10 protein-coding genes are annotated in these 12,757 nt (G+C 59.0%); 4 read left to right on the top strand and 6 right to left on the bottom strand.

Going from position 1 to position 12,757, the window contains the following annotated elements; translation table 11 throughout:
- Window positions 1-122 precede the first annotated feature (122 nt).
- The 3 genes from AC0N03_RS09895 to leuB all read left to right on the top strand — a co-directional run bounded on the left by AC0N03_RS09895 (window position 123) and on the right by leuB (window position 2,783).
- On the top strand, window positions 123-443 hold the full coding sequence (locus tag AC0N03_RS09895; protein WP_474288547.1) for a hypothetical protein: 321 nt from the start codon (window positions 123-125) through the stop codon (window positions 441-443).
- Window positions 444-889: 446 nt separating this feature from the next.
- Window positions 890-1,555 carry a response regulator transcription factor gene (locus tag AC0N03_RS09890; RefSeq protein WP_474288546.1) on the top strand — a complete coding sequence of 222 codons (666 nt, stop codon included), beginning with the start codon at window positions 890-892 and terminating at the stop codon, window positions 1,553-1,555.
- Window positions 1,556-1,679: 124 nt separating this feature from the next.
- A complete protein-coding gene (gene leuB / locus AC0N03_RS09885) occupies window positions 1,680-2,783 on the top strand; it encodes a 3-isopropylmalate dehydrogenase (protein ID WP_474288545.1) in 1,104 nt (367 codons plus the stop codon).
- 13 nt (window positions 2,784-2,796) lie between these two features.
- Here the strand turns inward: leuB and AC0N03_RS09880 are convergent, their stop codons facing one another.
- Window positions 2,797-3,558 (bottom strand): hypothetical protein, encoded by a 762-nt coding sequence (locus AC0N03_RS09880; protein ID WP_474288544.1) that lies wholly within the window; start codon window positions 3,556-3,558, stop codon window positions 2,797-2,799.
- 349 nt (window positions 3,559-3,907) lie between these two features.
- Between AC0N03_RS09880 and AC0N03_RS09875 the strand changes: the two genes are divergently transcribed.
- On the top strand, window positions 3,908-4,960 hold the full coding sequence (locus AC0N03_RS09875) for an aspartate-semialdehyde dehydrogenase (protein WP_474288543.1): 1,053 nt from the start codon (window positions 3,908-3,910) through the stop codon (window positions 4,958-4,960).
- Window positions 4,961-5,100: 140 nt separating this feature from the next.
- Here the strand turns inward: AC0N03_RS09875 and ettA are convergent, their stop codons facing one another.
- The 5 genes from ettA to AC0N03_RS09850 all read right to left on the bottom strand — a co-directional run bounded on the left by ettA (window position 5,101) and on the right by AC0N03_RS09850 (window position 12,662).
- Complete coding sequence (ettA, locus tag AC0N03_RS09870) at window positions 5,101-6,753, bottom strand: energy-dependent translational throttle protein EttA (RefSeq protein ID WP_474288542.1); 1,653 nt, start codon at window positions 6,751-6,753, stop codon at window positions 5,101-5,103.
- Between the two features lie 141 nt (window positions 6,754-6,894).
- Window positions 6,895-7,410 carry a hypothetical protein gene (locus AC0N03_RS09865; protein WP_474288541.1) on the bottom strand — a complete coding sequence of 172 codons (516 nt, stop codon included), beginning with the start codon at window positions 7,408-7,410 and terminating at the stop codon, window positions 6,895-6,897.
- 61 nt (window positions 7,411-7,471) lie between these two features.
- Window positions 7,472-7,945 (bottom strand): transcription elongation factor GreA, encoded by a 474-nt coding sequence (gene greA / locus AC0N03_RS09860; protein WP_474288540.1) that lies wholly within the window; start codon window positions 7,943-7,945, stop codon window positions 7,472-7,474.
- 114 nt (window positions 7,946-8,059) lie between these two features.
- The gene (gene carB / locus AC0N03_RS09855; RefSeq protein WP_474288539.1) at window positions 8,060-11,383 is read right to left on the bottom strand and encodes a carbamoyl-phosphate synthase large subunit; all 3,324 of its coding nucleotides are present in this window, start codon (window positions 11,381-11,383) and stop codon (window positions 8,060-8,062) included.
- A 208-nt stretch (window positions 11,384-11,591) separates the two neighbouring features.
- Window positions 11,592-12,662, bottom strand: a complete 1,071-nt coding sequence (locus AC0N03_RS09850; protein ID WP_474288538.1) for a MaoC family dehydratase — start codon at window positions 12,660-12,662, stop codon at window positions 11,592-11,594.
- Window positions 12,663-12,757 lie beyond the last annotated feature (95 nt).

Below are 12,757 nucleotides of genomic sequence, written 5' to 3'. Positions count from 1 at the left end.
TGAATGAGCTGAGAAAACACACAATGGCTTGCGTGAGACTTGTGCAGCCGGAACAGGGCAAAGAACGAAGGTCAGCCTCGCGAAAGCCGCCTGCCTCATGGTTAGTCAGAGGAGGCGCCATTATGACGACTATGCTCTTGGATGAAAAATGGCTTGCGGCAGCCGATTTCGGCCCCGCGGTGCTGCGGCTGCGGCTGCTGGAGGTTCAGTTGCTGCTGAACCGGGCCAACCTTCCCACCGACATGCGCGCCAGGGCGATGAAAACCGCCAGCGAACTGCGCCTCGCCATTGCCAGCCGCCCCTGCGATTCGCGCGCCGACATGATCGCCAAGCTGAGCCTGCTTCTCGAGCCTGATCTGGACCGCGCAGAGATGAGCCAGAATTCAGCCGGTCAGGAGACCGGAAATGCACCAAAACACCCGAAGATCAAAAGTGTTGCCTGAAATAATCTGAAGTAAATCTCCGAAATTGCTGAAAAAGCAGCTCCGGTTATTAATATAGCCATTGCCCGTAAATAATTTTTTCACCGAGTTTTTCTTCGCCTGCGGGCAATGACGTTAGGTTCTCCGTCAATTCCAAACAGCAACATAAGCCGGAATGCTTAAAACGTGCCGTAACGGCCGCGCGCAATTCTTGCCAATCAAAGCCACAAAAATCGTTAATTGAAGAGATCATTCATAGTATAATATAAGTATAGAATATATAATAATGTATTAAAATAGTATTATTAGTTAATATTTTATTAATTTTTGATGTATTTTTCAATTTATACTTTGAATATACAGTAATAAAATCAATAAATTGAGATTCATTTCATAAACAAAAATTGACGACTCTTCGAATATGAATAAACAATACATCAGTTCACTATTCTGATTCGAGGAAAGCAATGTTGGTCATTGTCGATCACCGCGAAATGGTCACCGCCGGCTACGCGTCAGGCTTCAACAGTGAGGGCGTCGCCGCTACCGGCTTCTGCCCGGACGAATTCCGCGACTGGGTTCGCTCCGTCGCCTCCACCGATCTCAACGCGATCGAAGGCTTTCTGCTCGGCGACTGCCGCGAGCGCGAGCTGATCCCGCGCATCATCCGCGAGCGTTCCGATGCGCCGGTCATCGCCATGAGCGACAGCCAGTCGCTGGAACAAACCCTTCAGCTCTTCGCGGCGGGTGTCGACGATGTCGTGCGCAAGCCCGTACATGTGCGGGAAATCATGGCGCGCGTCGGTGCGATCCGGCGGCGTGCGGAAGCCACGCGCGATTATGCCACCTATGGCACGATGAAAGTATTCTTCGATGGGCACGACCCAACCATCAACGGCGAGGTGCTCACCCTGCCGCGGCGCGAGCGGCGCATTCTGGAATATCTCGTCGCCAACCGGGGCCGGCGCGTCGACAAATCCCAGATCTTCAATGCCGTCTATGGCATTTTTGACGAGGAAGTCGACGAAAATGTCATTGAGAGCCACATCAGCAAACTGCGCAAGAAATTGCGCCAGCATCTTGGCTGCGATCCCATCGATTCCAAGCGCTATCTCGGCTACCAGTTCGACTGAACGGCCTTCCTGCCTGCAAAACGCCAAACCCCGGCCCTGTGCCGGGGTTTCCTGTTGACGAGCCTGCCCTCGCGCCCTTATGCACAAATGGATATTCAGAGCAGGCTCATCAGGGATTGAGACAATGAAAAATTACACATTATTGCTGCTGCCCGGCGACGGAATCGGCCCCGAGGTCATGGCCGAAGTCGAGCGCGTGGCGGCCTGGTTCTCGAAGGCTGGACTTGTGCATTTCGACATGGAGAAGGGTCTTGTCGGCGGCGCTGCCTATGATGCGCATGGCAAGGCCATCTCAGAGAGCGACATGGCGCTGGCGCAAAGCGCCGATGCCGTGCTCTTCGGAGCTGTTGGCGGCCCGAAATGGGACAGCGTGCCTTATGATGTACGCCCGGAGGCCGGCCTGCTGCGCCTGCGCAAGGATCTCAAGCTTTTCGCCAATCTGCGCCCTGCCATCTGCTATCCGGCACTCGCCGACGCCTCCTCGCTCAAGCGTGAGCTTGTCGAGGGCCTCGACATCATGATCGTGCGCGAACTCACCGGCGGCGTTTATTTCGGCGAGCCGAAGGAAATCATCGATCTGGGCAACGGGCAGAAGCGCGGCATCGACACGCAGGTTTACGACACCTATGAAATTGAGCGCATCGGCCGTGTCGCCTTTGAACTGGCGCGCAAGCGCAAGAATAAGGTCACCTCGTCCGAAAAGCGCAATGTGATGAAATCCGGCGTGCTGTGGAATGAGGTCATCACCGCACTGCATAAGCGCGAATATGCAGATGTCATTCTCGAACACCAGTTGGCCGACGCGCTCGGCATGCAGCTGGTGCGCGCGCCCAAGCAGTTCGACGTCATCGTCACCGACAATCTGTTCGGCGACATGCTCTCGGACGTGGCCGCGATGCTGACAGGTTCACTGGGCATGCTGCCCTCGGCCTCGCTGGGCGCGGCAGATGCAAACGGACGCCGCAAGGCGCTCTATGAGCCGGTGCATGGCTCGGCGCCCGACATTGCCGGCAAGGGTCTTGCCAATCCCATCGCGATGATCGGCTCCTTCGCCATGGCGCTGCGTTATTCATTCGGGCTTGGCGCGGAGGCCGACCGTCTGGAAGCCGCCATTGCCGCCGTTCTGGCGGCGGGACTGCGCACTGCGGACATCCGCGGCTCTGCGCCCAGCATTGTCGGCACGCGCGAAATGGGCGACGCCATTCTCGCCGAACTTGCCAAAGGCTGATCGGGCCCGCCGATTAACGCTTCTTGATCCGCGCCGGTCTGACCGGCGCGGGCGCCACCGGCAGCGGCGCCATGAAATCACCCAGATCAGGGCCTCTGGCGGGGCAATCGCTGGCCTGCCCGGCCGTGGTGAATATATCGATCATGCCCGGATCGGAAATGTCCTTCAGTTCGATGCGATCGATCATGCACGCCACCTGCTGCGCCGAGATCTGGCTGTCCATGCCGCACATCAGTCCGGCCAGCCTGAACCCGGGTCCGTGATCGAGCAGGCGAAAACCCTCGCAGGCCAATGATCCCGGGGCGCCGGCCAGCGCCAGAGCAGCCGCCTCGGCACGGCCCAGCCGCGTATGTACCGGCACCGGCTCACCGGCTTTGACCAGAGCAAGCCCCGCATCGGCGCTGCGGCGCACCATCTCCAGATAAAAATCGGAAAAATGGCCGGGCGCCCCGCGTTGGATCACCAGCCGCAGGAACCGGCGCTCATCGCCCCACAGCAGCGTATCGCGCAAGGATTGGCCGGGTATGAGCGATTGCGCCAGATATTTCGGCGCGCCAAAGCCATAACCAGAGGCATCAAGAGCGAAAGCCTCCGGCCCGTCCCGCGCCACCCAGACCGGAATTTGCGGCGCAGAAGCCTGCGGGGCGGTTGCAGCAGGCTGCATGCGCCGCGTCACCATGACGGCGACAACGGCGATCGTGCACGCCGTCAGCACCGCCAGCAGTACATGCGGCAGCGGCGATTGGCGTTGTTCCTGGAGAAAGACGGATGTCATGAGCCTCTGGATAAAACCTCGATGCGAGCAATCTGATCCGATTTGTTAACAGATTGGTTACGAAAGCTGTTGCGAAGCTGAACAGGGTGAACGATTCGTTAGCGCAACGTCATCTGCGCGGCGTCACGGCTTGACTTTTCCTGCCAATAGGTGTTTGGAGAGGCGTTCTCTTGAAATGCGATAGCCTGATGCTTTTTGCGGATTTGAAAAAACCGGCCAAACCATCAACGACCCCAAAACGGGTCGCACGCTAAAGCTCGTCCTCGTCCCTGGTTCTCTCTCGGCGGGGGAAGGGGCCCACCGCTTGAAGGTGTCGTCAGGCCGGGAGAGACAATAAGAGGATCAAATCATGGTAAGTCAGGGGTCAGGTTTTCGGGTTGCGATCGCGGGCGCAACCGGCAATGTCGGTCGTGAAATGCTCGCAATTCTGGCCGAGCGGCAATTTCCGGTCAGCGAGGTCATTCCGCTCGCCTCTTCGCGCTCCAACGGCACGGAAGTCTCCTTCGGCGACAAAACCCTGACCTGCAAGGTGCTCGATACATTCGACTTTTCCAATGTCGACATCTGCCTGATGTCCGCAGGCGGCGAAGTCTCAAAGCAATTTTCGCCGCGCATCGGCGCGCAGGGCTGCGTTGTCATCGACAATTCATCGGCCTGGCGCTACGATTCCGACGTGCCCCTCATCGTGCCTGAGGTCAATGCCGACGCCATCACCGGCTTTTCGCGCCGGAATATCATCGCCAACCCGAATTGCTCGACAGCACAGCTTGTCGTGGCGCTGAAGCCGCTGCACGATGCCGCCATCATCAAGCGCGTCGTGGTTTCAACCTATCAGTCCGTTTCGGGCGCCGGCAAGGACGGCATGGACGAGTTGTTCTCGCAGACCCGCGCAATCTTCACCTCGGATTCCTTCGAGAACAAGAAGTTCCCCAAGCGCATCGCCTTCAACCTCATTCCGCAGATCGACGTCTTCATGGAGGACGGCTATACCAAGGAAGAGTGGAAGATGCTGGCCGAGACCAAGAAGATCCTCGATCCGAAGATCAAGCTCACCGCCACCTGCGTGCGTGTGCCGGTCTTCATCAGCCATTCCGAATCCGTGAATGTCGAATTCGAAAAGCCGATCAGCGCCGAGGAAGCACGCGAGATCCTGCGGGCCGCGCCGGGCTGCCTCGTTATCGACAAGCGCGAACCGGGCGGCTACATCACCCCGCACGAGGCGGCTGGCGAGGATGCAACCTATATCTCGCGCATCCGCGAGGACGCCACGGTGGAGAACGGCCTCAATTTCTGGTGCGTCTCGGACAATCTGCGCAAGGGCGCCGCGCTCAATGCAGTGCAGATCGCCGAAGTGCTGGTGGACCGCGGCCTGATCAAGCCGAAGGCTGCCAAGGCCGCTTAAGCGCGCGATGCGTCATGGCCGGATCCTGATCCGGCCATCCACAATCAAAAATTCGGCGCGCTATGCTGCGATTTTCGGGGCCGCCAGTGCCCGGGGACAATCCCCGGGGCTCTTGGCTGCAACCCATATGCCGAGCGCCCTCAGCGGCTGAATTTCTTATATTTCAGCCGGTGCGGGATCACGGAATCGATTCCAAGGCGACGCTTCTTGTCTTCCTCGTAATCGGCGAAATTGCCCTCGAACCATTCCACATGGCTGTCGCCTTCAAACGCGAGCATATGGGTGGCGATGCGGTCGAGGAAGAAGCGATCATGGCTGATGATGACGGCGCAGCCGGCAAAATCGAGCAGGGCCTCTTCCAGCGCGCGCAAGGTATCGACATCAAGATCGTTGGTGGGCTCGTCGAGCAGCAGCACGTTGGCGCCGCTCTTCAGCATCTTGGCAAGGTGCACGCGGTTGCGCTCGCCGCCCGAAAGCATGCCCACTTTCTTCTGCTGGTCGCCGCCCTTGAAATTAAACGCCGAGCAGTAGCCGCGCGAATTGATCTCGCGCTTGCCCAGATAGATCACATCATTGCCGCCGGAAATCTCTTCCCAGACGGTCTTCTTGTCGTCGAGCGCATCGCGGGACTGATCGACATAGCCAAGCTTGACCGACGGACCGATCTCGATCTTGCCGTTATCCGGCTTGTCCTGCCCGGTAATCATGCGGAACAGCGTGGTCTTGCCCGCGCCGTTCGGACCGATGACGCCGACAATGCCACCCGGAGGCAGCTTGAACGAGAGGTTGTCGATCAGCAGCTTGTCGCCGAAAGCCTTTGAGAGGCCATCGAATTCGATAACATTATTGCCAAGGCGCTCCGCCACCGGGATGATGATCTGGGCCGAGGTCGGGGCCTTTTCACCCTGTTTCTGCACCAGTTCCTCATAGCGCTGAATACGCGCCTTCGATTTGGCCTGCCGCGCCTTGGGGCTTGCGGAAATCCATTCCGATTCGGCCTCGAGTTGTTTCTGGCGGGACTTATCCTCCGAAGCCTCCTGTGCAAGACGCTTCTGCTTCTGGCTCAGCCATGAGGAATAATTGCCCTCATAGGGAATGCCGCGGCCGCGGTCGAGTTCGAGAATCCAGCCCGTCACATTGTCGAGGAAGTAGCGGTCATGGGTGACGATCAGGATCGCGCCGGGATAATTGCGCAGATGCCCTTCAAGCCAGTTGACGGTTTCGGCGTCGAGATGGTTGGTCGGCTCGTCCAGCAGCAGCATGTCCGGCTTTTCCAGCAGCAGCTTGCACAGCGCCACGCGGCGGCGCTCGCCGCCCGAAAGGCGGGTCACTTCCCAATCGTCCGGCGGGCAGCCGAGCGCGTCCATCGCCTGTTCCACCTGACTGTCGAGATCCCAGAGGCCCTGCGCCTCGATCTCGTCCTGCAGCCGGGTCATCTCATCCGCGGTCTCGTCGGAATAGTTCATGGCCAGTTCGTTGTAGCGCTCGAGAATGGCCTGCTTTTCCTTGACGCCGAGCATGACGTTTTCACGCACGTTGAGCGCGGAATCAAGCTGCGGCTCCTGAGGCAAGTAGCCGACGCGCGCGCCTTCCGCGACAAAACCCTCGCCGGTAAATTCCGTATCCAGCCCGGCCATGATTTTGAGCAGCGTCGACTTGCCCGAGCCGTTGACGCCGAGAACGCCGATTTTTGCATCGGGATAAAAGGAGAGATGGATATTTTCCAGGACCTTTTTCCCGCCGGGATAGGTCTTGTTGAGGCCTTGCATATGATAAATGAACTGACGTGCCATCAAGCAAACTCGCTGTCTTCTGAAAGGTTTTCGATTGAACTTCGATTGAGCGGGCCTATAGCACAGATGAGGCCCGCACCGCCAAATAAAAAGGCGATGCCCAGAGGCACCGCCACCTTAAAAAGCGCGAAAAAGCGGATATTACATACCCATTTCCTTGCGCAGCCAGGCTACATAATAGTTGGACAGCAGATCCGTGCGTCTTTGTCCGTAACCGCCCTCGGAATCAAGCGAGGCCAGCATGTGGTGATCCACCAGAACATGGCCGCCGCGGGTTATGACGCCTGAGCCTTCCATGTAATCCTTCGGCTGCACGTTCATGAACGCGCTGCCATGGTGATTGCCGCCAAAACCCCAGGAGCCGCCGTTGGTCCACATCACGCTGTCGACGCGGATGATCAGCGTAGCGCCCTTCGGATCGCGCGGGTCATATTTATCGGCGAAAATCTGATGCGCCTGTGCCAGCACGGAGGCTTTCACCATACTGGCATAACCGCCCGCGCCCTGATCTTCATATCGGGACGTATCGACCTGAATCGCCCTGAATTTGATCTGCGCGGCTTCCTGCGGCGAGAGCGCGTCCGCCGCCATCGCCATTGGCGCGGCGAAAAGAACCGCGAGCAGCGCGAACAGCCGTAAAATTGTCTTGCTTTTCATCACACACCCCCATTTGCGCCATTAAACGGCGAAATTAGAGCAGAATTTTGTTCAAGCCAGTTCAGACAAAGGCGACGTTCAAAATCTCGTAGGACTTGCCGCCGCCGGGCGTCGTCACCTCGATATGATCGCCGACCTTCTTGCCGATCAGCGCGCGGGCTGTCGGCGATGTGATGGAGACCCGGCCCTGCTTCACATCGGCTTCGGCCTCGCCGACGATCTGATATTTCTTTTCGGCTTCGGTGTCCTCGTCGATCAGGGTGACGGTGGCGCCGAACTTGATGGTGCTGCCCGACAGCTTGGAGACGTCGATCACCTCGGCGCGGGACAGCTGGTCCTCGAGTTCTGCAATACGGCCCTCGTTGAGCGATTGGGACTCTTTGGCCGCGTGATATTCCGCATTTTCGGAAAGGTCGCCATGCGAACGCGCCTCGGCAATGGCCTGGATGATGCGCGGACGCTCCTCCTGCTGGCGCATCTTCAATTCTGCCTCGAGTGCTGCATAACCCGTAGCCGTCATCGGAATACGTTCCATGGTCCTCTACCTGTGTTCCTTGAAGCCACATGCTTCAAACAAAAATAAACCCGCGCAGAAAGATGATCTTGTCTGCGCCAGTCAGATATTGCCCCTTCACCCGAAGCCGGAGCCTCAGACGAAATAATCCTGCAGGGCGCGCACTTCAAGATCGCCGCCATGATAGGCCTTGATCCCCTGTGCCGCCGCCACAGCGCCACTTAAAGTGGTATAATATGGCACTTTATGCAAGAGGGCAGCGCGGCGCAGCGAACGTGAATCTGCAAGCGCCTGCGCGCCATCCGTTGTATTGAACACCAGTTGCACTTCACCGTTCTTTATTGCATCGACAATATGCGGTCGCCCTTCAGAAAACTTATTGATCTTCTGCGCAGGAACGCCCGCCGCCTGCAAGAATTTCAACGTGCCGCCGGTAGCGATAATATTAAAGCCCAGTTCGGCAAGACTGCGGATGGTTTCAAGAACCCGCGGTTTGTCTGCATCCTTCACTGAGACGAAGGCCGTGCCCTGCACCGGCACGCTGGCGCCGGCGCCAAGCTGGCTCTTGGCGAAAGCCACCTCGAACGAGCGGTCAAGGCCGATAACCTCGCCGGTGGAGCGCATCTCCGGCCCCAGCACCGTATCGACGCCGGGGAAGCGCGCGAAAGGAAACACCGCTTCCTTGACGCCGACGTGATTAAGCGTGATCGGCTTGAGGCCGAAGCTCTGGAGGCTCTCTCCCGCCATAATGCGCGAGGCGATCTTGGCCACCGGCACGCCGATCACCTTGGCGACGAACGGCACGGTGCGCGAGGCGCGCGGATTGACCTCAAGCACGTAGATATCATTGTCCTTGAGCGCATATTGCACGTTCATCAGGCCAACGACATTGAGTGCCAGCGCCAGTTTGCGCGTCTGTTCCTCAAGGCGGGCCAGCATGTCCGCCGTCAGGCTGCGCGGCGGCAGCGAGCAGGCCGAATCGCCGGAATGTATGCCGGCTTCCTCGATATGCTCCATGATGCCCGCAACAAAGACATCCTTGCCGTCGCTCAAGGCGTCGACGTCGACTTCCGTGGCATCCGAGAGATAACGGTCGAACAGCAGCGGATTGATGCCCAGCACCGTGTTGATCTGGCCGGTCTTGTCATTGGGATAGCGCGCCTTGATCTCGGACGGCACCAGCCCGGGCAAGGTGCCCAACAGATAATCGTCGAACGAGGCCTGATCGCGGATGATGGCCATAGCCCGTCCGCCCAGCACATAAGAGGGACGCACGACCAGCGGCAGGCCGAGATCGGCCGCAATCAGGCGCGATTGCTCGACTGAATAGGCAATGCCGTTCTTGGGCTGCTTGAGACCGAGCTTGTCGAGCAGACGCTTGAAGCGGTCGCGGTCTTCGGCAAGGTCGATCATGTCCGGCGTGGTGCCAAGAATGGGGATACCGGCTTTTTCCAGCGCATTGGCCAGTTTCAGCGGTGTCTGGCCGCCAAACTGCACGATGACACCCTTCAGCTTACCGGATTTGCGCTCGAGATCGAGAATTTCCAGCACGTCTTCGGCTGTCAGCGGCTCAAAATAGAGCCGGTCGGATGTATCGTAATCCGTGGAGACCGTCTCCGGATTGCAGTTGACCATGATCGTCTCATAGCCCGCATCATGCAGCGCGAAACAGGCATGACAGCAGCAATAATCGAATTCGATGCCCTGACCGATGCGGTTCGGCCCGCCGCCCAGAATGACGACCTTCTCCTGCCCGGAGGGGCGCGCCTCGTTGGCCAGCGCACCGGCGAAGGGCGTCTCGTAGGTTGAATACATATAGGCGGTCGGCGAGGCAAATTCGGCCGCGCAGGTGTCTATGCGCTTGTAGGCCGGATGCACGTCCAGCGCGCGGCGCAGCGCCGCCACATCCGCTGCATCGACGCCGGCGAGCGAAGCAAGCCGCATGTCGGAAAAGCCATTGGCCTTGAGCAGGCGCAGATTGTCGGCATCCTGAGGCAGACCATGCGCCTTCACGCGCGCCTCGAGCGCGACAATCTCGGCAAGGCGCTCGATGAACCAGGGATCGATCTTGCACGCCTCGTGAATTTCAGCCACCGAAAGGCCCATGCGCAGCGCCTGCCCTACCTGCAGCAGCCGGTCCGGGGTCGGCGTGCCCAGCGCCGAGAGAACGGCGGCGCGGTCGTTGCCCTGCCCGAGTCCCTCGATCTCAATGTCGTCAAGGCCGTTCAGGCCCGTCTCCAGCGAGCGCAGCGCCTTCTGCACGCTCTCATTGAAGGTGCGGCCAATAGCCATGGCCTCGCCCACCGACTTCATGGCTGTGGTCAGGATCGGCTCGGCGCCAGGGAATTTCTCGAAGGCGAAGCGCGGAATCTTGGTGACCACATAATCGATGGTGGGTTCGAACGAGGCCGGGGTCGCGCCGCCGGTGATATCATTGGCGATCTCATCGAGCGTATAGCCCACGGCCAGCTTCGCCGCGACCTTGGCGATGGGAAAGCCCGTGGCCTTCGAGGCCAGCGCCGAAGAGCGCGAAACACGCGGGTTCATTTCAATGACGATCATCTTGCCGGTGGCCGGATCAACGGCGAACTGCACATTGGAGCCGCCCGTCTCGACGCCGATCTCACGCAGAACCGCCAGCGAGGCGTTGCGCATGATCTGATATTCCTTGTCGGTCAGGGTCAGAGCCGGGGCCACGGTGATGGAATCGCCGGTGTGCACGCCCATCGGATCGATATTCTCGATGGAGCAGACGATGATGCAATTATCCGCCTTGTCGCGGACAACCTCCATCTCATATTCCTTCCAGCCCAGCACGCTCTGCTCGATCAGCACTTCGCTGGTCGGCGAGGCGTCGATGCCGCGCTCGACAATTTCGATATATTCCGCCTTGTTATAGGCGATGCCGCCGCCCGTGCCGCCCATGGTGAAGCTGGGACGGATGATGGCGGGCAGGCCGATGTCGTCCATGATTTCCAGCGCCTGCGCCAGCGTCTTGACCTGATGCGAGCGCGGTGTGGACAGGCCGATCTTGGTCATGGCCTCCCGGAAGCGCTCGCGATCCTCGGCCTTGTCGATGGCATCGGCTGTCGCGCCGATCATCTCGACGTCGAATTTCTTCAGCACACCCATGCGCTGTAGGGAAAGCGCGCAATTGAGCGCCGTCTGGCCACCCATGGTGGGCAGCAGGGCAAAGCCGCCCGGAACGGCATAGCGCTCTTTCTCGATGATCTTGGCCACCACTTCGGGGGTGATCGGCTCGACATAGGTGCGGTCCGCCATGTCCGGATCGGTCATGATCGTGGCCGGGTTGGAATTGACCAGAACGATGCGATAGCCCTCGGCGCGCAGAGCCTTGCAGGCCTGTGTGCCGGAATAGTCAAATTCGCAGGCCTGACCAATGATGATGGGTCCGGCGCCGATGATGAGAATGGTGGATATGTCTGTGCGTTTCGGCATGGCGCGATTCGTCCTTACGAGTGATCAGACGGACACGCGCAAAAAAGGGGCCGCGATTCTCTTGAATGCGCCCCGCACGTCATGTTCGCCTGACATCAGCCTGTCAATTTCTGCACAGACTGTTAGACCAAAATGTCGCGCATGAAAACCCCATCCGCGCCGCCTGACGGATTTTCATGCGTATTTTTTCACCAATGGCGCGGCCCGGTCAGCGCGGCAGCACCACCCAGTAATCAAGGTCGAGCACCACCGCGGCATGATAATTCTCGCCATCGCGGAACGGAAAATCGTCGCAGGGACGGTCCCGCGTGGCAATTGTGCGCAGGCGCAGCGCACCGACATCGTCACGCCCTGGCAGTTCGCGCGTATCCAGCACTTCCGACCATGCGAAAACCGTGTTTCCGGCAAAGAGCGGCGCAACATGCCGCCCGCCATTGATGCCGGCAATGTGAAAGGCATTGCCCAGCCCGTTGAACGTAATCGAGCGCGCCAGAGAAATCACATGGCCGCCGTAGATCAGGCGGCGTCCGAACCGGCCCTGCCCTTCGATGAACTGATTGAAATGGACTTTGGCGGTGTTCTGATAAAGACGCGTCGCCATCTGATGCTCGGCTTCCTCGACGGTGACGCCGTCGATATGGTCGATTTTCTCGCCCACCGAATAATGCCGCCAGCGGAACGGCGACCCGGCGAGCGCGACATCGTAATGCTGGGCGTCGAAAGCCGGGCAGGCATCGCCGAGCGTATCGGCGGCAAGCGCGCGCGGCAGCGTCGGCACAACTTCATCGGGCGCAGGCGCGCCGGGATTGCGCTTGCGCACCATGACCCAGCGGACAAAATCCAGCACCATGACTCCGCGCTGATTAAAGCCCTGACTGCGCACGTAAACAATGCCGGTCTGGCGGCTGGAATTTTCCTTGAGGCCGATGATCTCCGATATGGCGCCCAGCGTATCGCCGGGATAGACCGGAGCAAGAAAGCGGCAGGCCGCATAGCCGAGATTGGCGACCGCGTTGAGCGAGATATCCGGCACGGTCTTGCCGAAAACAATATGAAACACCAGCATGTCATCGACGGGGCTGCGCGGATAACCCGCCTTCTGCGCGAAGACATCCGAGGACTGAATGGCAAAACGCGAACCGTAAAGCGCGCTGTACAGCGCCATGTCCCCCAGCGTGACGGTGCGCGGCGTCGCATGGCGAAACACCTGTCCGACCTCGAAATCCTCAAAATAATAACCCGAATGGGCCTTGGACTGCGGATGCTGATCTGTTGTCATTATCGAAGACTCAAAGTTCGAGAAGGTTTCATGGCCTTAATACAAAACGAGGCGGATTTCATTGCGATTTCTTCACAATTTTCACCATTTGCGCA

The sequence above is a fragment of the Methylocystis sp. sgz306128 genome (assembly GCF_056032725.1).
This window is presented reverse-complemented; position numbering and strand designations above follow the sequence as displayed.